17 protein-coding genes are annotated in these 21,134 nt (G+C 65.8%); 6 read left to right on the top strand and 11 right to left on the bottom strand.

Features of this window, described 5'->3' with window-relative positions; genetic code table 11:
* Nucleotides 1-186: 186 nt before the first annotated feature.
* From AC0L3X_RS36895 to AC0L3X_RS36885, 3 genes are all read right to left on the bottom strand, one after another.
* Complete coding sequence (locus tag AC0L3X_RS36895; protein ID WP_473317230.1) at nucleotides 187-1,071, bottom strand: 4-(cytidine 5'-diphospho)-2-C-methyl-D-erythritol kinase; 885 nt, start codon at nucleotides 1,069-1,071, stop codon at nucleotides 187-189.
* Nucleotides 1,072-1,096: 25 nt separating this feature from the next.
* Nucleotides 1,097-2,890 carry a tetratricopeptide repeat protein gene (locus AC0L3X_RS36890; RefSeq protein WP_187387792.1) on the bottom strand — a complete coding sequence of 598 codons (1,794 nt, stop codon included), beginning with the start codon at nucleotides 2,888-2,890 and terminating at the stop codon, nucleotides 1,097-1,099.
* Between the two features lie 315 nt (nucleotides 2,891-3,205).
* Entirely contained in the window at nucleotides 3,206-4,867 is a 1,662-nt protein-coding gene (locus tag AC0L3X_RS36885; protein WP_283018495.1) for an electron transfer flavoprotein-ubiquinone oxidoreductase, read from the bottom strand.
* A 139-nt stretch (nucleotides 4,868-5,006) separates the two neighbouring features.
* On the opposite strand from AC0L3X_RS36885, the gene AC0L3X_RS36880 reads away from it, so the two are divergent.
* Complete coding sequence (locus tag AC0L3X_RS36880; RefSeq protein WP_063985115.1) at nucleotides 5,007-5,813, top strand: uracil-DNA glycosylase; 807 nt, start codon at nucleotides 5,007-5,009, stop codon at nucleotides 5,811-5,813.
* A gap of 111 nt (nucleotides 5,814-5,924) precedes the next feature.
* Here AC0L3X_RS36880 and AC0L3X_RS36875 read toward each other — a convergent pair whose 3' ends face one another.
* The 4 genes from AC0L3X_RS36875 to AC0L3X_RS36860 form a co-directional block, all read right to left on the bottom strand.
* On the bottom strand, nucleotides 5,925-7,433 hold the full coding sequence (locus AC0L3X_RS36875) for a glycosyltransferase family 39 protein (protein ID WP_063985116.1): 1,509 nt from the start codon (nucleotides 7,431-7,433) through the stop codon (nucleotides 5,925-5,927).
* A gap of 99 nt (nucleotides 7,434-7,532) precedes the next feature.
* Nucleotides 7,533-8,396, bottom strand: coding sequence for a ribonuclease HII (locus AC0L3X_RS36870; RefSeq protein WP_063986628.1), 864 nt, complete (start codon nucleotides 8,394-8,396; stop codon nucleotides 7,533-7,535).
* Nucleotides 8,397-8,472: 76 nt separating this feature from the next.
* Nucleotides 8,473-8,928 (bottom strand): VOC family protein, encoded by a 456-nt coding sequence (locus AC0L3X_RS36865; protein WP_063985117.1) that lies wholly within the window; start codon nucleotides 8,926-8,928, stop codon nucleotides 8,473-8,475.
* A gap of 23 nt (nucleotides 8,929-8,951) precedes the next feature.
* Entirely contained in the window at nucleotides 8,952-10,115 is a 1,164-nt protein-coding gene (locus tag AC0L3X_RS36860) for a PA0069 family radical SAM protein (RefSeq protein ID WP_063985118.1), read from the bottom strand.
* Nucleotides 10,116-10,325: 210 nt separating this feature from the next.
* On the opposite strand from AC0L3X_RS36860, the gene AC0L3X_RS36855 reads away from it, so the two are divergent.
* Together AC0L3X_RS36855 and AC0L3X_RS36850 are read left to right on the top strand one after the other, a co-directional pair.
* Complete coding sequence (locus tag AC0L3X_RS36855; RefSeq protein ID WP_063985119.1) at nucleotides 10,326-12,713, top strand: phosphoketolase family protein; 2,388 nt, start codon at nucleotides 10,326-10,328, stop codon at nucleotides 12,711-12,713.
* A gap of 4 nt (nucleotides 12,714-12,717) precedes the next feature.
* Nucleotides 12,718-13,899, top strand: a complete 1,182-nt coding sequence (locus AC0L3X_RS36850; RefSeq protein WP_063985120.1) for an acetate/propionate family kinase — start codon at nucleotides 12,718-12,720, stop codon at nucleotides 13,897-13,899.
* Nucleotides 13,900-14,078: 179 nt separating this feature from the next.
* Here AC0L3X_RS36850 and AC0L3X_RS36845 read toward each other — a convergent pair whose 3' ends face one another.
* Both AC0L3X_RS36845 and AC0L3X_RS36840 read right to left on the bottom strand, forming a co-directional pair.
* The gene (locus tag AC0L3X_RS36845; RefSeq protein WP_084795278.1) at nucleotides 14,079-14,462 is read right to left on the bottom strand and encodes a hypothetical protein; all 384 of its coding nucleotides are present in this window, start codon (nucleotides 14,460-14,462) and stop codon (nucleotides 14,079-14,081) included.
* Between the two features lie 176 nt (nucleotides 14,463-14,638).
* Entirely contained in the window at nucleotides 14,639-15,478 is an 840-nt protein-coding gene (locus AC0L3X_RS36840) for an RMD1 family protein (RefSeq protein WP_085402542.1), read from the bottom strand.
* Between the two features lie 335 nt (nucleotides 15,479-15,813).
* Here AC0L3X_RS36840 and AC0L3X_RS36835 point away from each other — a divergent pair, with 335 nt between their 5' ends.
* Together AC0L3X_RS36835 and AC0L3X_RS36830 are read left to right on the top strand one after the other, a co-directional pair.
* On the top strand, nucleotides 15,814-16,389 hold the full coding sequence (locus tag AC0L3X_RS36835; RefSeq protein WP_231144353.1) for a glycosyltransferase family protein: 576 nt from the start codon (nucleotides 15,814-15,816) through the stop codon (nucleotides 16,387-16,389).
* A 66-nt stretch (nucleotides 16,390-16,455) separates the two neighbouring features.
* A complete protein-coding gene (locus tag AC0L3X_RS36830) occupies nucleotides 16,456-17,433 on the top strand; it encodes a bifunctional helix-turn-helix transcriptional regulator/GNAT family N-acetyltransferase (protein ID WP_063985122.1) in 978 nt (325 codons plus the stop codon).
* Between the two features lie 359 nt (nucleotides 17,434-17,792).
* On the opposite strand, the gene moaB is transcribed toward AC0L3X_RS36830, so the two are convergent.
* On the bottom strand, nucleotides 17,793-18,356 hold the full coding sequence (gene moaB, locus AC0L3X_RS36825; RefSeq protein ID WP_063985123.1) for a molybdenum cofactor biosynthesis protein B: 564 nt from the start codon (nucleotides 18,354-18,356) through the stop codon (nucleotides 17,793-17,795).
* A 163-nt stretch (nucleotides 18,357-18,519) separates the two neighbouring features.
* Nucleotides 18,520-19,455, bottom strand: coding sequence for a KPN_02809 family neutral zinc metallopeptidase (ypfJ, locus tag AC0L3X_RS36820; RefSeq protein ID WP_063985124.1), 936 nt, complete (start codon nucleotides 19,453-19,455; stop codon nucleotides 18,520-18,522).
* Between the two features lie 401 nt (nucleotides 19,456-19,856).
* On the opposite strand from ypfJ, the gene AC0L3X_RS36815 reads away from it, so the two are divergent.
* Nucleotides 19,857-20,987, top strand: a complete 1,131-nt coding sequence (locus AC0L3X_RS36815) for a site-specific DNA-methyltransferase (protein ID WP_063985125.1) — start codon at nucleotides 19,857-19,859, stop codon at nucleotides 20,985-20,987.
* The last annotated feature ends 147 nt before the right edge of the window (nucleotides 20,988-21,134 follow it).

Below are 21,134 nucleotides of genomic sequence, written 5' to 3'. Positions count from 1 at the left end.
CGCCCCTCGCGGGGGGGGGGGGGGTGGTGGTGGTTTTTGTGTGTTTTTGTGCGCCGGGGGGGGGGGGGGGTGTTTTCCTCCCCCCCCCCCCCCGCCCCCCCCCCCCCACGCAGCCAGATTGCGAGAATAAGTTTGGTGGGCACGCTTCGCTTTGCCCACCCTACGGCACCGTCGTCGGGGAAAAACCTAGCTCAACGTCCCCGCATGCACCCACCAGCCGGGGTGGTCGCGCCGGATCTTTTCCGCGCCGGCATGCGCATCGCTCGCTGCGCCACAGATCGCAAAGCAAGTCGCGCCGGAGCCGGACATGCGGGCAAGCTTGACGCCGGCGGAGTCACGCAAGGCTTCCAGCACCTCGCCGATCACGGGCTCGATCCGCAACGCAGGGGCTTCGAGATCGTTGGCCACGGTTTCGAGAACGTCGACCCAATCGGCAATGGAGGCGCCCTCGTCCGGCCAGGCCGGGGCGTCGAGGACAGAGGTGGCGCCCACCAGCAATTCGCCGTTGCGCAAGCCCAGCGCCTGGAACACGTCCTTGGTCGCGACCGGCACGCGCGGATTGACCATCACGCAGGGCATGCTCGGCAGCGCGAGCGGCAGCAGCTGCTCGCCGACGCCGGTCATGTGGCAGGCGCGCGAGACCAGGCACACCGGCACGTCGGCGCCGGTCGCGAGCGCGACTTTCTGCAAGCGCGGATCATCGAGAGACAGATTGTTGAGACGCGCGAGCAGCCGCAGCGCCGCCGCGGCATCGGCCGAGCCGCCGCCGATGCCGGCCGCGACGGGAAGCACCTTGTCGAGCGCGAAGGCGCCCAGCTTCAGGTTCGGCACGGCCTCGGCCAGGAGCCTGGCCGCCTTGACCACGAGATTGTCGGCGGTGTCGCCGCAGGCCGCGGCCAGCGGCCCGGTGGTGACGAGCTTCAGTTCGCCGCCCGGCTCCAGCGTCAGCTGGTCCGCGCAGTCGGCAAACGCGACCACGCTTTCGAGATCATGATAGCCGTCGGCACGACGGCCGACCACGCGAAGGCTCAGATTGACCTTCGCGCGCCCTTCTTCAATCAACGCCGACATTGGCGATCAGCCCCCAAACGCACTCTTAGCCGCCCTTGCCGTCGTCCTTCTTCTTGTCCGCCTGCGCGGCCGAAGAGTTCGAATCGTCGGTCATACCGTTGGCGATCTTGGCCTCGATCTTCGGAAGCTCCTCCGGCTCGGGCTTGAGATCGCGGGCGTGGGCCCACTGGAATTTCGCTTCCAGCGTGCGGCCGACGCGCCAATAGGCATCGCCGAGGTGATCGTTGATGGTGGGATCCTCGGGCTTGAGGTCGATCGCGCGCTCGAGGTTCTTCACCGCCTCTTCGTAATTGCCGATGCGGTAGTAGGCCCAGCCGAGGGAGTCGACGATGTAGCCGTCGTCGGGACGCTGCTCGACGGCACGCTTGATCATCTTCATGCCTTCGTCGAGATTCACGCCCTGGTCGATCCAGGAATAGCCGAGATAGTTGAGGACATGCGGCTGGTCGGGCTGGAGCTCGAGCGCCTTCTTCATGTCGGCTTCGGCCTTGCTCCACTCCTTGGAACGCTCCTCGCAGATGCCGCGATAATAGTACCAGACGCTGTTGGCCTTGTCGTTGCCCGCCGGCAGCACGTCGACGCCCCGCGAATAGGTCGCGCCGCAATCGCCGAACTTCTTGCGACCGCGCTCGATATTGCCGAGCGCCATGATGGCCTCGAGATCCTTGGAATCGTCCGATGTGACGCCCTTGAGGATCTTGATCGCCTCGTCGGTGCGGTCGGCGGAATCCAGATCGATGGCCAGCTGGATCTGCGCATTGCGCTTCAACGGCGAGGTCGCGGGCACCCGCTCATAAACCTTGATCGCCATCTGCGGCCGCTTCACCGATTCATAGAGGTCGGCGAGCGAGAGTAGCGCCAGCGGATGGGTCGGCTGGAGATAGAGCGCGAGCTGGAGATAGACCAGCGCCAGATCCTCGCCGCCGCGGCGGGTCAGCGTGGCGCCGATGCCGTACAGCGCTTCGGCGGCACCGGCTTGGGCGGAGTCGGCCAGCGGCGGCATCTTCTTGCCGGCCTTGGTGTCGCGCAGGCCTTCCACGATCAGCGGATGGCGGGCGAGCTTCTTGTCGAAAGCCAGGTAGACGGTGGTCGCGGCCGCGGAATCCTTGTTGCGCGACAGCCAGCGGGCATAGGCCTCGGTGACGCGCAGCATGGAATCGTCGAGCTTGTAGGCGCGCTCGAAGCGGACGCCGGCGTCCTTCTCCTTGCCGGAGAGCTCGAGGATCATGCCGGCATGGAGGTCCTTGAACAGCGGATACCATTCCGGACCGGCGAGCTTGTCGATGGTGGCGACGCCGCCCTTGGCATCGCCCGCGCCATAGGCGGCCCAGCCCGACAGCAGCGTGGCGACGAGATCGGTGATCGGACCGCGGATCGACTGGTTGATGTTGGTTTGCGCGGTCGCGTATTTCTTCATCTTGAGATCGTGCACCCCGACGACGAGACGTGCGACGCGGTTGGTCTTGTCGATGGTCAGGACGCGCTCGGCGAGCTTGACCGCCTCGTCGATGTCACCGTCGGCAACCGACGAGATGAAGGCGCGATCGAGCAGCTCATTGTTTTTGGGATCGGTGCGGAGCGCCGAGCGGTAGAAGGCGGCGGCCGAGGCCGCATCGCGCTCGACGCTGGCGTGGCGGGCAGCGAGATAGCTGCCGGAGGTCGTCAGCGACTTCAGATCGTTCCGGGTCGGGAATTGCGCCGCCGTGTCGGACGGATGGTCCGGCGTCTGCGCCAGGACCGCGCCGGGGACCGTCGCAATCGCGGTGCCCATGAGGGCGATGGCGGCAACAGTCCAGCGGTTGAAACGATTTGAGAACATCAGGGGCTCGCCTTGAGTTGTAGTGCCTGGGTTTGCAGCAGTAGGCCGTATCGCATGCGAACGCGGCCGGTGGCATGGGGACCCGGAACCGTCGGGCCGACAATGCCGCTTTTGGCGCTTCACCGCAAGGATTCGGGCATGCGATCCCCTCCGCACGCCCCAAATCGGCCTACTACGCCCCAAGACGCTGCCAGTATGGCCTTATCGTGGCCGCGGACCGCTACCCCGGGCCGGTTCTCACGCGAACGTGCGTCACAATGCCGGGGGCACGTCACATTGACCCCGGCCTGATCGCTTTGGTCCAATGATCCCGGCTTACATCGCCTCGTAGTTCGGGCCGCCGCCGCCCTCCGGGGGAACCCAGGTGATGTTGCCGTTGGGGTCCTTCACGTCGCAGGTTTTGCAGTGGACGCAGTTCTGGGCATTGATCTGGAAGCGCGGGCTCGCGCCTTCCTCGACCCACTCATAGACCCCGGCCGGGCAATAGCGATTCGAGGGACCGGCGAAGACGTCGTGCTCCGAGGTCTTCTGCAGGTTCATGTCGGCGACCTTGAGATGGACCGGCTGGTCCTCCTCATGATTGGTGTTGGACAGGAACACCGACGAGAGCTTGTCGAACGAGATCTTGCCGTCCGGCTTCGGGTAGTTCTTCGGCGCGTGGCTCTTCGCCGGATCAAGCGTGGCGCGATCGGGCTTCGCATGCGACTGCGTGCCGAACAGCGAGCCACCGAACAGCGTGTTGCACCACATGTCGAAGCCACCGAGCGCGACGCCGAGCACGGTGCCGAACTTCGACCATAGCGGCTTGACGTTGCGGACCAGGAACAGGTCCTTGCCGACCGCCGAGGACCGCCAGGCGTTCTCGTAGTCGACGATCTCGTCATTGGCGCGATCGGCAGCGAGCGCGGCCGCGACATGCTCTGCGGCGAGCATGCCGGTGCCCATCGCATTGTGCACGCCCTTGATGCGAGGCACGTTGACGAAGCCCGCCGCACAACCGACCAGCGCGCCGCCGGGGAAGCTCAGCTTCGGCACCGACTGGTAGCCGCCTTCGGTGATGGCGCGCGCGCCATAGGCGAGCCGCTTGCCGCCTTCAAAGGTGCCGCGGATCGAGGGATGGGTCTTGAAGCGCTGGAACTCGTCGAACGGCGACAGATACGGATCGTCGTAGTTGAGATGCACGACGAAGCCGACGGCGACGAGATTGTCGTCATAGTGATAAAGGAACGAGCCGCCGCCGGTCTTCAGGTCGAGCGGCCAGCCGAACGAATGCTGGATCATACCCTTCTGGTGCTTGGCGGGATCGATCTGCCAGACTTCCTTGAGGCCGATGCCGAACTTCGGCGGCTCGCTGTTGGCATCTAGCGCGAACTTCGCGATCAGCTGCTTGGTCAGGCTGCCGCGCGCGCCTTCGGCGAACAGGGTGTACTTGCCGAGCAGTTCCATGCCACGGGTAAAGGAGTCCTTCGGCTTGCCATCGCGGCCAATGCCCATGTCGCCGGTGGCGATGCCCTTCACCGCGCCCTGCTCGTCATAGAGCACCTCGGCTGCGGCAAAGCCCGGATAGATCTCGACGCCGAGCGCCTCGGCCTTGCGCGCCAGCCAGCGGCAGACATTGCCGAGCGAGCCGATATAGCAGTGATGATTATCCATCAGCGGCGGCATGATGAAGTTCGGCAGCTTGATCGCGCCGCCAGCGGTCATCCAGTAGAAGCGATCGTCCTTCACCTGCGTCTTCAGCGGACAGTCGGAATCCTCGCGCCAGTCCGGGATCAGCTTGTCGAGCCCGGCCGGATCGATCACGGCGCCGGAGAGAATGTGCGCACCGACCTCGGAGCCCTTCTCCACCACGACGACGTTGAGATCGGCATTGAGCTGCTTCAGCCGGATCGCGGCCGCCAGGCCAGACGGGCCGGCGCCCACGATGACGACGTCGAATTCCATGGATTCGCGCGGGGGAAGTTCTTCGGTGCTCATCTGATCTCAGCCCTTGAGACGGTTCCTCGTCATTTGCGCCCCCTTGTTTCCGATTTTTCCGGGTAGGACAACCACGGAAATGCGTTCCACTGGGATGCAAGGCACCCCAAACTGATATAGTAAAAGTCTGACTTTCCAAATGATCCCCGAACCCGCACCCACCGTCCGAGAGCTTCTCGCCTTCTATCTGGAGGCCGGGGTCGACTGCGCGCTCGCGGAGGAACCAGTCGACCGCCTGGCGGAATTGGATGCTCCGCCGCCGGCCCCACGCGCCGCACCTCCGGTTGAGGCACCACGGCCTGTTGCCGCGCCCGCGGTGATGCGCGGCGAGGCCGCACCTGCGCCGGACATTGCGATCGCCTCCGCGCGCGAGGCCGCGCGTACCGCGCCGACGCTCGAGGCACTGCGCGAGCTGATGCAGAATTTTGAAGGCTGCGCGCTGAAGCACACCGCGACGCAGCTGGTGTTCGCCGACGGCAATCCGCAGGCGCGCATCATGTTCGTCGGCGAGGCGCCGGGCCGCGACGAGGACATCGAGGGGCTGCCCTTCGTCGGGCGCAGCGGCAAGCTGCTCGACCTCATGATCGGCGCGATCGGGCTCAACCGCACCACTGCCTACATCGCCAACGTGATTCCCTGGCGGCCGCCCGGCAACCGCACGCCGACGCCGCAGGAAACGCAGATCTGCCTGCCTTTCATCCAGCGCCAGATCGAGCTGGTGAATCCCGACGTGCTGGTGACGCTCGGCAATCCCTCGACGCAGACGCTGCTGTCGACGCGCGAAGGCATCATGCGCACCCGCGGCCGCTGGTTCGACTACGAGACGGGTGGGCGCACCATCCGCGCGCTGCCGACGTTCCATCCGGCCTATCTCTTGCGCTCGCCATCGTACAAGCGGCTGGCCTGGCAGGATCTGCGCGCGATCGCGAAGGTGCTGGCGGGATAGCGAGCTCTCGTAGGGTGGGCAAAGGCGCAAAGCGCCGTGCCCACCGTCTCTCTCCGCGATCATGGATGCGTGGTGGGCACGCTTCGCTTTGCCCACCCTACGATTCCCGACTTACGTCCCCTTCGGCCGCACGATGGCCCAGCCGATGCGCAAGAGCTGCTGGCGGCCGGTCACCAGCCATTCGAAGGCGCGCGGCACTTCCGGAACGATGCCGGGAAAGCGCGCGAGGATTTCCGGCGGCGGGGTGCCGGCGGTGTCGGAGGCGCGCCAGACCACGACGCCGCCGGTCTCGCTGAACTTGGCCTGATTGATCCACGGCGTACGCGCGGGCTGGGCATCGATGAAGAGATGCGGCCGGCCGGAATGCAGCGTGATCAGGCTCGCGAGCTGGGTCTCGCCGGCGACCGCGCGCAGGCGATGATTGGTGCGGCGGGCAAAGCTCTCGTCGAAGAAATCCGAGATAGCGCGCGCCGGCATCGAGGTCGCAATCTCGTTGGCGCCGGTCAAGGGCAGAAACAGCACGGCGAGCACGACGCCGGCTGCGGGCGCCAGGACGGCGGCAGCCCACACCGTCCGCAGCACCCGCGCGCGGCGCATCGCGATGAGGTCGCCAGCCGCCACCACCACGGCAAGTCCCGACACCACCAGCACGACACCGGCGCCGCCGACAACGGCATCGAGCCCGAGCACGCCGGAGATCAGGACCGCGCCGAGCGCAGGCGCCAGCGCGAAGAAATAGACGAAGTTGTGCGCGAGCGGCTCGACCGGCGGCCGGTAGATGATCGGCGCTTCCTCGCCCTTGGCGACGAACAGGCCGCTATTGAGAAAGGTCAGCGCCGGGATCGCCGCCGCGCCGAGCACGAGCCCGCCGAGCAGCCAGGCCGCGTGCAGCGCGCGAGCGTTCAGCTCGGCGACCTCAGGCAGGGTCGGCATGACAAGCGTCTCCGCGCGCATCAGCCAGACTGCATAGGGCAGCGCCAGCACGGCGACGACGATCAGCGCGAACAGCGGATCGAGCGCGCGTAGCGTCCGGCGTCCGCCGGCGGTCGAGACCGCGAAGACGACGAGCAGGAGGAGAAGGAAGATCGCCGCGGGCGTCGTCAGCAGCAAGAGGCCCGCTTCGATCGACCAGGCAAACCAGGCATTGCCGCGGCGCTGGCCGATGATCTGCCAGGAATGCAGCAGCAGCAGCGCCCAGAGCGGCCGCGCCAGCACCAGCGGGCCAAAGTCGAGCGCCGGCGAGGAGAAGGCCAGCACGGTCATGGTCAGCAGCACGGCGAGCACCGCCTGCTGTGAGCCGACCACGGCGCGGGAGAGATGATAGAGCGCGATGAAGGTCGCGACCTCGCAGAGCTGGGCGAGGACATAGACGCCGAACACGTGGCCGCCTGCGGCGCGATAGGCGATGTCGGCGAGCCAGACCGGCAAGGGCGGCCCGAGATCGGTGCCGACCTGGTATTCGCGGCCGAACGCCAGCAGGGTCGCGAGCGTGCCGGGCGGGCTGCGGTAAAATACCAGCGCCACGAACAGCCACATCGCGGCCTGCAGCAGCACGGCGATCCACACGATCAGCCGCGGCCGGGCGCGAATGAGCTCGATGACCAGGGAGGTAAACCGCATGCAACGTCCGAAAGATGCAGCCAACCCGTCCAGCCGGCCCTATTCGCTCACATCTGTTTTGATAAAGGGCGCTGCGCGTTGTGGCAACGACCGTCTGCCCTACAGGCCCGCTGACGCATCAATTTCAACGCTTGCTTCTAGCTGCACTTCCATCTCGGTCACCGCGAACAGGTCCCGCACCGGCTCGACGGTCCAGGGCATGTGCTTGGCGCGGGCGGCGGCAACGGGGGCGAAGAAGCTGCGGTGGTGGATGGTGGGACCGAGGCGGTCGAGCGCGTCGAGGTGCTCCGGGACGGCGTAGCCCTTGTGCTGCTCGAAGCCATAGCCGGGGCAGTCCTGCGCCAGCGCGCACATCAGCCGGTCGCGCGTCACCTTGGCGATGATCGAGGCTGCGGCGATCGACAGGACGATGCCGTCGCCGCCGATCACGGCCTCGCAGTCGCAGGCGGTGTCGAGCCGGTCGCGGCCGTCGACAAACACATGACGCGGCGAGTCGGGCAGCGCCACCACGGCGCGCTTCAGCGCCCACAGCGAGGCGCGCAGGATGTTGTCGCGGTCGATTCGGGAGCGCGAGGCGACGGCGACCGAGACCTGCGCGGTGGCGCAGATCTTGTCGAAAAGCTTCTCGCGTTCCTCGGCCGTCAGGCGCTTGGAATCGTCGATGCCGCGGGGAATGCGGTCGGGATCGAGAATCACGGCGGCCGCGACCACGGGTCCGGCCAGCGGCCCGCGGCCGGCCTCGTCGCAGCCGGCAACCGGCCAGATGCCGCGCTTGATCAGCGCGCGCTCGCGGCGGAAGGTCGGCGATGCGACGGCGATGATGGCGCCCTGCCTACCGGCCGGGGCCTTGGCCGCCCCCTTGGCCGTCTTCGCAGGCGCTGCCTTCCTGGCGGCATCCTTCTTCGACGCGCCCTTCTTTGGCGCGTCTTTGGCCGGCTTCCTGGTGGACTTGTCCCGAATCATGGGCGGGATCGTGCGCAAGCGGCCCGGCCGGCGCAACCGGGAACCCCGGACAATTCCCGTTATTCAGACCAGCCGCCTACTCCGCCAGATGCACCCGCCGGTCCTCACCGACCTCGATGTCGGGCGCGACCACGACTTCCCAGGGATGGCCGTCGGGGTCGGCGAAATAGCCGGAATAACCGCCGTAGTCGGTCTCATGCGCCGCTTTCAGCAGCGCCGCGCCCTTGCCGACGGCGAAGGCCAGAACCGCATCGACCTCGCCGCGCGTGGCGCAGTTCCAGGCGAGCGTCATGCCGCGGAAGGTCGCGGGCCTCGGATTGTCCGGCAACTTGGCGTCGGCCGCGAGTTTGTCCCAGTGAAACAGGGCCAGCACCGGACCACCGGTATCGTAGAAGGCGACGGCCTCGCCGGTCGCCTTCAGCCGACGCGAGAAGCCGAGCGCGTCATAGAAGGCGATGCTGGCACGAATGTCGCTCACACCCAGTGTGATGACCGTGAGCCGCGGCACCGGCGCGGTAAGTTCCTGGCTCATGCTACGCCTCTTCCGTTTCCCGATCAGAACAGGCTGAGCTGATCGCCGTTCCGCTTCGGCCTCGCAAAGTGATCCGTCGTCAGCTTGGAGCGCCGCTTGTTCAGCCCAAGCCTGTCGCAGGCGATCTCGAAGCGGCGGCCGATGGTCCAGGCCATCGGTCCGGTGCCCTTCATCCGCTCGCCCCATTTCGCGTCGTAATCGCGGCCGCCGCGCATGTCGCGGATCAGGGTGAAGACGTGGCGGTAGCGGTCTGGATAATTGGCCATCAGCCATTCGCGGAAGAGATCGCGAACCTCCAGCGGCAGCCGCAACAGCACGTAGGAGGCTTCCTTGACGCCGGCATGGGCGGCGGCATCGAGAATGCGCTCGATCTCGGAATCGTTCAGCGCGGGGATCACGGGCGCGACCATCACGGTGGTCGGAATACCCGCGTCCGAAAGCTGCTTCAGCGCCTCCAGCCGCTTCGGCGGCGTCGATGCGCGCGGCTCCATGGTGCGAGCCAGCTTTGGATCGAGCGAGGTGACGGAAATTCCGACCTTGGCGAGATTGCGCTTGGCCATCCGCGCGAGAATGTCGATGTCGCGCGTGACCAGCGCCGACTTGGTGACGATGCCGACGGGGTGGCCGGCGCGCTCCAGCACTTCGAGAATGCCGCGCATGATCTTACGCTCGCGCTCGATCGGCTGATACGGATCGGTGTTGGTCCCGATCGCGATCATCCGCGGCTCGTAGCCGGTCGCGGCCAGCTCCTTCTCGAGCAGCGCCGGCGCATCGGGCTTGGCAAACAGCTTTGACTCGAAGTCGAGCCCCGGCGACAGGCCGAGATAGGCGTGCGTCGGCCGCGCGAAGCAATAGACACAGCCGTGCTCGCAGCCGCGATACGGATTGATCGAGCGGTCGAAGCCAATATCGGGGGATTCGTTGCGGGTGATCACCTTGCGCGAGGTATCGACGCCGACGGTGGTCTTGAACGGCGGCAGCTCCTCCAGGCTCTGCCAGCCATCGTCGAAGGCGACGCGGGCCTCGGCCTCGAAGCGGCCGCTGGCATTGGACTGGGCGCCCCGCCCTCGCCTGCGCTGTTTGTCGATGGCGACCGCCAGTTCGGGAAAATCAGAGTCCGCACCCGCCGGCTCGGAGGGCGCCGTGACCGGCGGGTGCTTGAGAGCATGAGAGGATGCTGGACTCATGAACCCAAGATAGCACGCAAAAGGAACAAATCAAGAACACAAACAAAAAACTCAAAAACAACCCCATGCACAGTAGCCGCCCAAATTTCGGGCGCGGTCCCTTGACCTCACGCAACACACCCGTCGCGGCGATCCTGTTCGATGCCGGACAGGGATCAATCGCACCGGAACAAAGTTGGTGTCGATCGCTGGGTGAAGGTCAGCAGGAACATGACAAATCAACGACAATCGGCCTCAGGGAGCAGCGAGCTCGATCTGCTCGATCGCTATTGGCGCGCCGCGAACTACCTCTCCGTCGGGCAAATCTATCTGCTCGACAATCCGCTGCTGCGCGAGCCGTTGCGGCCGGAGCACATCAAGCCGCGCTTGCTCGGCCATTGGGGCACGACGCCCGGTTTGAACTTCATTTACGCCCATCTCAACCGCGTCATCCGCGCGCTCGATGTCAACGTGCTCTATATCTGCGGTCCCGGCCATGGCGGCCCGGGCATGGTGGCCAACACCTATCTCGAAGGCAGCTACAGCGAGATCTATCCTGACGTCGCGCGCGATACAGACGGATTGCGAAAACTTTTCAGGCAGTTCTCCTTCCCCGGCGGCATTCCGAGCCACGCGGCGCCGGAAACGCCAGGCTCGATCCACGAAGGCGGCGAACTCGGCTACGCGCTGGTGCATGCCTATGGCGCCGCATTCGACAATCCCGACCTGATCGTCGCCTGCGTCGTCGGCGATGGCGAGGCGGAAACCGGCCCGCTCGCGGCGTCCTGGCACTCGAACAAGTTCCTCAATCCCGCCCATGACGGCGCTGTGCTGCCGATCCTGCACCTCAATGGCTACAAGATCGCGAACCCGACCGTGCTCGGACGGATGCGCGACGCGGAGATCCGCGACCTGTTCCGCGGGTTCGGCCACGAGCCGCTGTTCGTCGAGGGCGACGATCCCGAATTGATGCACCAGGCCATGGCGGATGCGCTCGACGTCGCGCTCGCCAGCATCCGCTCGATCCAGCAGCATGCCCGCGACGGCCGCAAGAGCGTCGAGCGGCCGCGCTGGCCGATGATCGTGCTGCGCAGCCCGAAGGGCTGGACCGGCCCGAAGGAGGTCGACGGCAAGAAGGTCGAGGGCTTTTGGCGCGCGCATCAGGTTCCCGTTGCGAGCTGTCGCGAGAACCCGGCGCATCTGAAAATCCTCGAAGACTGGATGCGCAGCTACGAGCCCGAGAAGCTGTTCGACGGCAGCGGCGCGCTCATTCCCGAGCTCCAGGCGCTGGCGCCCGACGGTAACAGGCGCATGGGCGCCAATCCGCACGCCAATGGCGGCCTGCTGAAGAAGGAGCTGAAGCTGCCGGACTTCCGCAGTTTTGCGTTGGACGTGCCGCAGCCCGGCGGCGTCACCGGCGAAGCAACGCGCGAGCTCGGCAAATTCCTGCGCGACGTCATCCGCCTCAACGCAGAAACGCGCAACTTCCGCATCATGGGTCCGGACGAGACCGCGTCAAACCGGCTCGATGCCGTGTTCGAGGCGACCGAACGGGTCTGGATGGAGCCGACGGAGCCTTACGACGTGCATCTCGCCCAGGACGGCCGGGTGATGGAGGTTTTGAGCGAGCATCTCTGCCAGGGCTGGCTCGAGGGCTATCTGCTCACCGGACGGCACGGCTTGTTCTCCTGCTACGAGGCCTTCATCCACATCGTCGATTCCATGTTCAACCAGCACGCCAAATGGCTGAAGGTGACGCGACATCTGCCCTGGCGGCGACCGATCGCCTCGCTGAACTATCTCCTGACCTCGCATGTCTGGCGGCAGGACCATAACGGATTCAGCCATCAGGATCCCGGCTTCGTCGATCTCGTCGCCAACAAGAAGGCCGACATCGTCCGCATCTACTTCCCGCCCGACGCCAACACGCTGTTGTGGATCGCCGATCACTGCCTGCGCACCTATGACCGCATCAACGTCATCGTCGCCGGCAAGCAGCCGGCGCCGCAATGGCTGTCGATGCAGGACGCCGCCACGCATTGTGATGCCGGCATCGGCATCTGGACCTGGGCCGGCACGGAGGATGCGGATGGCGAGCCCGACGTCGTGATGGCCTGCGCCGGCGACGTGCCGACACTGGAGACGCTCGCCGCCGTCGATCTGCTGCGCAAGGCGCTGCCCGACCTGAAGATCCGCGTCGTCAACGTCGTCGACCTCATGACGCTGCAGCCGAAAGACCAGCACCCGCACGGCCTGTCCGACCGTGACTTCGACAGCCTGTTCACACCAGACAAGCCGGTGATCTTCGCCTATCACGGCTATCCCTATCTCATCCACCGTCTCACCTATAACCGCACCAACCATGCCGGAATGCATGTGCGCGGCTTTGCCGAGGAAGGCACCACGACGACGCCGTTCGACATGGTCGTCCTCAACGGGCTCGACCGCTATCACCTCGCGATCGAGGCGATCGCGCGCGTGCCGGGTCTGGCGACCAAGGCCGCGCAGGTGCAACAGCAGTTCCGCGACAGACTGATCGAACATTCGCACTATGTGCGCGAACACGGCGAGGACATGCCTGAAATTCGCGACTGGGTCTGGCCGGGCAAAGCGGGTTGACGTCATGACGGCGTCGGCCCTCGTGCTCAACTCGGGCTCGTCGAGCATCAAGTTCGGCCTGTTCGACATCGCGGCGGACGAGCCTGCCCTGCTCTGCAAGGGCCTGCTCGACGAGCATGAGGCGAAGCCGCGGCTCGTGGTGAAAAGCCCTGCGGGCGGAGACCTGTTCGAGACGCAGAGGGAAGCATCCGATGCGGACAGCGGTCATCTGTTCGCGGAGGTGCTCGGCTTCATCGAGGAGCGTTTTGCCGACCACCGCCTGCGCGCCGTCGGTCACCGCATCGTTCATGGCGGGCCGGATTATTCGGGCCCGGTTGAGCTGACTGACGACGTCTACGCAAAGCTGGACGCACTGACGCCACTGGCGCCGCTGCACCAGCCGCGGTGCCTTGAACCAGTCCGCACCATCAGGGCAATAAAGCCCGACCTGGCACAGATCGCATGTTTCGACACCGCCTTTCATCACAGCATGGCGCCACCCGCGAGCCGCTTCGCCATCCCGCGGCGCTATGAAGAGCGCGGTATCCGGCGCTACGGCTTTCACGGCCTCTCGTTCGAATATGTCGCGGGGCGCCTCGCGAAAATCGCGCCGCAGTTCGTTGCCAAGCGCACCGTCATCGCGCATCTCGGCAATGGCGCCAGCCTGTGCGCGTTGCGCGATGGCCGCAGCGTCGACACCACGATGGGGCTGACGCCGCTCGATGGCCTCGTGATGGGCACCCGGAGCGGCACGATCGATCCCGGCGTGCTGCTCTATCTGCAACAGCACGAGAGGATGTCGGTCGAGGATGTCCAGCACCTGCTCTATCACGAGTCAGGCCTGCTCGGCGTCTCCGGCATCTCTGCCGACATGCGCACGCTGCTGGCGAGCCGTGAGGCTGCGGCGCGGCAGGCGGTCGAGCTCTTCACCTTCCGTGCGGCGCAGCAGGTCGCGGTGATGGCGACCACGCTGGGCGGGCTGGACTGTCTGGTCTTCACCGGCGGCATCGGCGAGCATGCGAAGGAAATCCGCGCCGCGATTGGTGAGCGGCTTGGGTGGCTCGGCGTACATATTGACGCGGGTGCGAATGACGCGGCACGCGAGCGGATCAGCAGCAGTGGCAGCACCGTCAATGTGTTCGTCATTCCGACGAATGAGGAGCTGACGATCGCTCGGCATTGCGCGGCTGTGCTGCGAGCGAAATGAAAGCCCGGTCGACCGCTGCATCTTTCCCTTCTCCCCCGTGGGAGAATTTCAGCGGACCATGACTTGTCGGGCCATGACTTGTCGCAGCGCTGCTGCGCCACTGTCGAAATGACCATGGTGCGCAAAGCAAACGATTTCGCCAGCGCTTCGAGCACCATGGGCCAACTACGTCGCTCCGCTCAGTACGGAGAGTACCCGCCCGGGCAAACATAGTTTCCGTAAGCGTCATAGCCGCAGCCGCTGCGGTAGTAGGCCCCCGTCGCAGCTGCGCCGATCGCCGCGGCCCCCACTGCCGCCGCACCGACGCCGTAACGATATCCGCGATACCCTGCATAAGCGCCCCGATAGCCGTAACGCCCGCCGCGCACGGCGACAGCACCGCCCCGATATCCACGCGCCGCGACCGCGCCCCCGCGGTAGCCTCCTGCCCGCACGGCACCGCCGTGGAAACCTCCTGCGCGCATGCCGCCGCCGCGACCGCCGCGGGCAGATGCGTCATCGGGAGTGAAGGCGACAAGCAGCATAGCTGCGGCTGCCGAAGCGATGAGAGCTTGACGCAACATCAGCGTACTCCTTCTTCGAGGGAGGAAGCCGCGGACAGCTGCACATCGCGTTGACCGCGGGTCCGATCGAAGTCTCGTGCGCTGGAGCTTCGTGCCTTTGATTTGGATCAACGTTCATCTACATGAACGACGGTTCCCCGCCCGCACAGTGGCGTGCAGGCCGATCTCAGGCCGATCTAATGCGTGCCCGACAGGATCTGGATGCACCCGATCACGACCTCGATCACGATCAGCACCACGACTGCGATTTCCAGACGCAGCGAGCGCTGGGTGTCGATGATGTCGGTCAGCGCGTTGGCGGTTTCCGACACCGCGGTGAGCTTGCGCTCGAGCGTATCGAGGCGCTCCTTCAATTCGTACTCGTCTTCGAGACGGGCATAGAGGCGGTCGAGCTCGGGCTTCTCCCAGAGCACGTCCGGTTTCTCGGCCACCGCGACACGGCCGGCGACGCGCTGCTGGACCAGAAGCGCATTGCCGATCAGTTGCAAGATGCCCTTGCGCCGGGGCGGCGTGCGGCCCTGCTCGGCGAGTCCCCGCGCAAAGGGCTCGATCACGTCGAAGACCGCGGCGACGCGGCGCTCGTCGCGGGCGAGCGAGGTGCTCTTGGCGAGCGCGTCCGCAACGATCAGCAGGCGATCGTCGGAGAATTTGGCGAGGCAGATCGGCCCGCCGGGCTGGATCGCCTCGGCGTTCTCATCCTTGCAGAGCTGCGCCTGTGCGATCTCCTCTTCAAAAGGGCTGAGCTCGCCGGTCACCCGCGGTTTCAGGCTGTCGATCAGCACCTTCTCCTCCGAAGGGAGGAGGCCGATCAGCACCACGACGCCGTAGCGGAAGATCACGACGAGCCCGGCATGGACGCGGAAGGCAGCAGGCGTCGAGGAGACAGGTGCGCCAAGCTCGAGCCCGGACGGATTGATGCGTTCGCCCAGCATCACGGCGCGGATCCGCAGGGTCGGCGCGGCCTCCGGCTTCGGCGATGTTGGCGTGGTGCCAACGGGAAGTTGATCGGCGTTCACTGGACTATCTCACTTTGCGCGGCGAGCGTTGCACGTTTTTCCCGTCGAAAGGTTTGTGTCAGACTGCCGGTGCAGCCTTGCGGAACGTGCCGTCCTCGCCCCGATCATATCGGCAGAGAAAGCCCCCGTTTGAAGCTCACGGAAACGACATTCGCGGAAACATTGGGCAACAGGGCCACCCCGCGCACGACATATTCGGCTGCGATAGACCGGCGGCGATTTACCATCGCATGCCGGAACACCGGCGAAAAGTTGCACTCGGCGACGCCGCGTGTTTATGACACATTCATAACAAGCTACGCTTCTCCCGAAGTGCAGACATCGAAGCCTCAATCATGCTGAGCGTCATCATACCGACCGAAGGCGTCGAGCAGACGGCGGTCGCAACTCTGGCCGCGCTGGTACCCGGTGCCGCTGCGGGCATCATCAAGGAAGTCCTGCTGGTCGATGGCACCCGCAACGGTGTCATCGAGCGCGTTGCCGACGTCGCAGGCTGCCGTTTCATCGGCTTCGAGGGTTCTTCGCAGGGCGCGGCGCTTGCCGCCGGTGCGCTCCAGGCCCGTTCGCCCTGGCTGATGTTCCTCCCGGCCGGCGCCGTGCTGGAGACCGGCTGGATCGAGGAAACCACCCAGTTCATCCAGGCTGTCTCGACCAGCGGCAGGGATCGCGCGGCGGTGTTCCGCTACACACGGTCGCCTTATGCCGATACCGGGTTTCGCGACGTCCTCTGGGCCGTGGTGCGCAAACTGGTCGGCCCCCTCGGCGATCAGGGACTCTTGATCGCGCGCGATCATTACGACCGGATCGGCGGCTACCCGCCCCAGGCCCGCCGTTCCGAGGCGCGGCTGCTCCGGCGGCTCGGCCGCTCGTCCCGGACCATGCTGCGCAGCCGGATCGTCATGGTCGGCTGACGTCACCGATCTAATACTTGCCAAAGTCAAATAATTGTTTGACAATGGCAAGTATCGAGGTGACCCATGCCATCAGCCCTTTCGTCATCCAGCCCTTCGCCATCCGGCCCCGCTTCGACCGAACAGGTCGCCGACGACCAGGTCCAGGCGGTTCGCGCCTTCAACCGCTTCTACACCCAGAAGCTCGGCGTGCTCGACCAGCAGCTCCTGAAGAGCCCGTTCTCGCTGAGCGAGGCGCGCGTGCTCTACGAGCTGGCCCATGGTGGCGAGCAGTCGGCCAAGGAGATCGGCATCGCGCTCGGGCTCGACGCCGGCTATCTCAGCCGCATCGTGCAGAACTTCGATGAAAGCGGCCTGATCGCGCGCAAGCCGCTTCCGAGCGACCGCCGGCAGGTTCAGCTGAGCCTGACTGCGAAGGGCCGCCAGGCGTTCGCCAGGCTCGAACGCTCGTCCCAGGACGACGTCGCCGCGATGCTGCGGCCGCTGCCGGATGAGGAGCGCAGCAAGCTCACCGGTGCGATGGAGACGATCGAGCGGCTGCTCGCCATGCCGCGCACGCCATCCCCGCGGGCGACCCTGCGCGAGCCCCGCCCGGGCGACATGGGCTGGGTGGTGCAGAGCCACGGCGCGCTCTACGCCAGCGAATACGGTTTCGACTCCGGCTTCGAGGCGCTGGTCGCCGAGATCGTCGCCAAATACATGACCTCCTACGATGCCTCGCGCGAGCGCTGCTGGATCGCCGACATCGAGGGCCGGCCGGTCGGCTCGGTATTTCTGGTCAAGGCCAGCGACGACGTTGCCAAGCTGCGCCTGTTGCTGCTCGATCCGGCCGCGCGAGGCCAGGGGCTAGGCCAACGGCTGGTCGCCGAATGCGTCTCCTTTGCCCGCGCCTGCGGCTATCGGCGGATGACGCTGTGGACGCAGAGCAATTTGGTCGCCGCGCGAAAAATCTATCAGGATGCCGGCTTCAAGCTGACCGCCACCGAGCCGCATCGCAGTTTTGGCCAGAACCTCACCGGTGAAACCTGGGAGCGCGATCTCTGATGCGGCGGCACGCGCTCATCACGGGAGAGCTCGTCGATCTCTACAAGCGCCGGGCGCGACGGTTGCACGTGGAGGCGCGCCGGACTATGTGGCGCGTGGTGTGGAGCTCGCTGAGACGGAAGAGCTAGTCGCTGGCGCAGCGGGCGCGATGCGCATGATTGTGCCCTCGCCCCTTGCGGGAGAGGGCAGCGACGCCAGTAGATACGAACTCGCTTGGGTGAGGGGTATGTCTCCGAGCGGTCCGTGCGGATGGAGACCCCTCACCCGTCTCGCCGCCCCGCGGCGAGCCACCCTCTCCCACAAGGGGGAAGGGAAGAGGTCCGCGCCTAGCTCAGCAAAGCAGCGTCAAAGCAACGCACTCACACCGTCGCGCCCTGCGCCTTCGCCCTTCGCAGATGCTCGTCGAGGCGCGGCATGATCTCGACGAAATTGCAGGGACGCGTGCGGTAGTCGAGCTGGGCGGCGAGGATGCCGTCCCAGCCGTCACGACAGGCGCCGGGCGAGCCCGGCAGGCAGAAGATGTAGGTGGCGCCGGCGACGCCGGCGGTGGCGCGGCTCTGGATCGTCGACGTCCCGATCTTGGCGTGGCTCAGCATGTGGAAGGCGATCGAGAAGCCGTCCATGCGCTTCTCGAACAGCGGCTCGATCGCCTCCGGCGTGACGTCGCGCCCGGTAAAACCGGTGCCGCCGGTGGTGACGACGACGTCGACGCCGGCATCAGCAATCCAGCGGCGGACGACGGCGCGGATCGCCTCGACGTCGTCGGTGACGATCTCGCGCGCGGCAAGATGATGGCCCGCCGCGGTGAGGCGGTCGGCCAGCGTCTGGCCGGACTTGTCGTCGGCGAGCGCGCGCGTGTCAGAGACGGTGAGCACCGCGATGTTGAGCGGGATGAATTGTTTTGAGTCGTCGATCGAGGCCATTGGTCCTTCCTCTCGTGTCCCGGACGCGATGCAGCGCGTCAGCGGTGCGTCGCAGAGCCGGGACCCATTTCCGAGGCTTGGGAGACCGGCATTGTGGGCCCCGGCTCTGCAGCGCACCGCTGAAGAAGCGCTGCGCTGCGTCCGGGGCACGATGTCCTGGCGACTACGACCCGCTGCCGAACGTGTTGCAGGCCTGGACGGTGCCTTGCTGGTAGCCGGTCATGAACCACTGCTTGCGTTGCGCCGCCGAGCCGTGCGTGAAGGAATCGGGCACGACGCGTCCCGTCGCCTGGCGTTGCAGCGTGTCGTCACCGATCGCGCTCGCCGTGGTCAACGCGGCGTCGATGTCGCCGGGCTCGAGGAAGTTCGGACGCTTCTTCGACTCGCGATTGACCCAGACGCCGGACAGGCAATCGGCCTGCAATTCGACCTTCACCTGGAGCGCATTGGCCTCGGCCTTGCTGCCGGCCTGCTGCTGCAGCCGCGTCACGCGCGGAATGATGCCGAGCAGGTTCTGGATGTGATGGCCGGCCTCATGCGCGATGATGTAGGCGGTGGTGAAGTTGCAGGCGGACTTGCCGGAGCAGCCGCGGAAGCGCGTCTCGACCTCGCGGAAGAAACTGGTGTCTAGGAAGATGGTACGATCCGGCGGACAGTAGAACGGCCCCATCGCCGACTCTGCCCGGCCGCAGCGGCCGCCATTGGTGACGTTGCGGAACAGCACGACCTTCGGACCGGTGTAGGACTGGCCGCTGGCCTGGAAGATCTCGCTCCAGCGGTCGTCGATCTCGCCGAGGATGCCGGAGATCATGCTGCCCATCTCGTCGGTCGGCGCGCCGCGCTTGGCGGAGGTCGACTGACGATCGGTCTGGTAGGAAGGCGCCTGGCCGCCGCCGGTGAGGATCTCGGCGCCGCCGATCAGGATGCGCGGATCGATGCCGAAGGCATAGCCGACCAGGCCGAGCACGATGATGGTGCCGATGCCCAGACCGCCGCCGCCCATCGGCAGGCCGAACCCGCCTCCGCCGCCGCCCATGCCGCCACCGCCGTCGCGGCGATCCTCAATGTCGTCGCTGCGGCGGAAATCATCATAACGCATGGCGGGTTTCCCTCAGTCCTCAATTGGCGTCATTTGGGCGCAGAAGCGCGAAAGCTCAACGCGCCACACACGTAAAATTTCCAATGCGTTAATCAATATCCCGCTCGGCAATTATTGCCTAGTGCGACAGCATGCCGATGCCAGCAATTTTTTCCGGGGTCGTGCAATTTTTTCCGAGAGAAATTTGGCGACCTGACTGCTCCCGCAACGCGAAGAAATACGAAATACACTGGAAAACACGACGAATGCGCAGAGCGAAACGCGCACAATGCGTGATGCGAGGGCTGCTCACCAAAGCGGCGGGTTAAGTCGATTTTTACTTTGCCGCTCCATTGTAGCGGTCAGTCGGTTGTTTGGTCCCGCGTCGCCGACAGCGTCGCCTGAGTCAGAGTTCTTGAGTCATGGTAGTGTCGCGTCGCGGGGCGTCTGCAAGGGCGCCCCGCACAAATTTTGAGTCCGCTTCGCACAGCATCATCCTCGGTGATTGCGTCGCCGAGATGTCGAAGCTTCAGGCCGGTTCGGTCGACCTCGTGTTCGCCGATCCGCCCTACAATCTCCAGCTCAAGGGCGATCTGAAGCGCCCCGACGAATCCCATGTCGATGCCGTCAACGACGACTGGGACAAGTTCGATTCGTTCTCCGCCTATGACGATTTCACCCGCGCCTGGCTGCTTGCCGCCCGCCGCGCGATGAAGCCGTCGGCGACGATCTGGGTGATCGGCTCCTATCACAACATTTTCCGCGTCGGCGCGATCATGCAGGATCTCGGCTTCTGGCTCCTGAACGACATCGTCTGGCGCAAGTCGAACCCGATGCCGAACTTCCGCGGCCGCCGCTTCACCAACGCGCACGAAACGATGATCTGGGCCGCGCGTGACGAAAAAGCCAAGGGCTACACGTTCAACTACGAGGCGCTGAAGGCGGCGAACGAGGACGTGCAGGCACGGTCCGACTGGCTGATCCCGCTCTGCACCGGCGAGGAGCGCCTCAAGGGCGCCGACGGCAAGAAAGTGCATCCGACGCAGAAGCCGGAAGGCCTGCTCGCGCGCGTGCTGCTGTCGTCGTCGAAGCCCGGCGATCTCGTGATCGATCCCTTCAACGGCACCGGCACCACGGGTGCTGTCGCCAAGCGTCTCGGCCGCTCCTATATCGGCTTCGAGCGCGACAAGACCTATGCCAAGGCGGCGGAAGCCCGCATCGCTGCGATCGAGCCGCTGCCGGAAGAAAGCCTCGCCCCGTTCATGACCGCGCGCGAAGCGCCGCGGGTCGCGTTCTCCGAGCTGATCGAGCGCGGCATGATCATGCCCGGCACAAAGCTGTTCGACGCCAAGAAGAAGCTTGGTGCGCTGGTGCGTGCCGATGGCGCCATCATGCTGGGCGACAAGGTCGGCTCGATCCACCGCATCGGCGCCGTGGCGCAAGGGGCGCAAGCCTGCAACGGCTGGACCTTCTGGCATGTCGAGACCAAGAAGGGTCTCAAGCTGATCGACGAGTTCCGTGCCGAGATCCGTGCGGGGATCGGGGCGGAGTAGTTTTCTCCGCGGTCCCGTAGGGTGGGCAAAGCGAAGCGTGCCCACCACCTTAGAATATGCCGCAAGCGACGCGGGGGGGGCGGCCGGGGGGCGGCGCGTGCACCCCCCCAGGGGGGGTGTTGGGGCGCCCCCCCCCCCATGAGTTTA

It is taken from the genome of Bradyrhizobium sp. MI1.7 (assembly GCF_055811795.1).
The sequence above is the reverse complement of the archived record's forward strand: the minus strand, read 5'-3'. Positions and strand labels throughout refer to the sequence as shown.

Excerpts from the sequence above, each read along its gene's own strand:
- AC0L3X_RS36895 (WP_473317230.1), bottom strand. The coding sequence starts at position 1,071 with ATGTCGGCGTTGATTGAAGAAGGGCGCGCGAAGGTCAATCTGAGCCTT.
- AC0L3X_RS36890 (WP_187387792.1), bottom strand. The coding sequence starts at position 2,890 with ATGTTCTCAAATCGTTTCAACCGCTGGACTGTTGCCGCCATCGCCCTC.
- AC0L3X_RS36885 (WP_283018495.1), bottom strand. The coding sequence starts at position 4,867 with ATGAGCACCGAAGAACTTCCCCCGCGCGAATCCATGGAATTCGACGTC.
- AC0L3X_RS36880 (WP_063985115.1), top strand. The coding sequence starts at position 5,007 with ATGATCCCCGAACCCGCACCCACCGTCCGAGAGCTTCTCGCCTTCTAT.
- AC0L3X_RS36875 (WP_063985116.1), bottom strand. The coding sequence starts at position 7,433 with ATGCGGTTTACCTCCCTGGTCATCGAGCTCATTCGCGCCCGGCCGCGG.
- AC0L3X_RS36870 (WP_063986628.1), bottom strand. The coding sequence starts at position 8,396 with ATGATTCGGGACAAGTCCACCAGGAAGCCGGCCAAAGACGCGCCAAAG.
- AC0L3X_RS36865 (WP_063985117.1), bottom strand. The coding sequence starts at position 8,928 with ATGAGCCAGGAACTTACCGCGCCGGTGCCGCGGCTCACGGTCATCACA.
- AC0L3X_RS36860 (WP_063985118.1), bottom strand. The coding sequence starts at position 10,115 with ATGAGTCCAGCATCCTCTCATGCTCTCAAGCACCCGCCGGTCACGGCG.
- AC0L3X_RS36855 (WP_063985119.1), top strand. The coding sequence starts at position 10,326 with ATGACAAATCAACGACAATCGGCCTCAGGGAGCAGCGAGCTCGATCTG.
- AC0L3X_RS36850 (WP_063985120.1), top strand. The coding sequence starts at position 12,718 with ATGACGGCGTCGGCCCTCGTGCTCAACTCGGGCTCGTCGAGCATCAAG.
- AC0L3X_RS36845 (WP_084795278.1), bottom strand. The coding sequence starts at position 14,462 with ATGTTGCGTCAAGCTCTCATCGCTTCGGCAGCCGCAGCTATGCTGCTT.
- AC0L3X_RS36835 (WP_231144353.1), top strand. The coding sequence starts at position 15,814 with ATGCTGAGCGTCATCATACCGACCGAAGGCGTCGAGCAGACGGCGGTC.
- AC0L3X_RS36830 (WP_063985122.1), top strand. The coding sequence starts at position 16,456 with ATGCCATCAGCCCTTTCGTCATCCAGCCCTTCGCCATCCGGCCCCGCT.
- moaB (WP_063985123.1), bottom strand. The coding sequence starts at position 18,356 with ATGGCCTCGATCGACGACTCAAAACAATTCATCCCGCTCAACATCGCG.
- ypfJ (WP_063985124.1), bottom strand. The coding sequence starts at position 19,455 with ATGCGTTATGATGATTTCCGCCGCAGCGACGACATTGAGGATCGCCGC.
- AC0L3X_RS36815 (WP_063985125.1), top strand. The coding sequence starts at position 19,857 with ATGGTAGTGTCGCGTCGCGGGGCGTCTGCAAGGGCGCCCCGCACAAAT.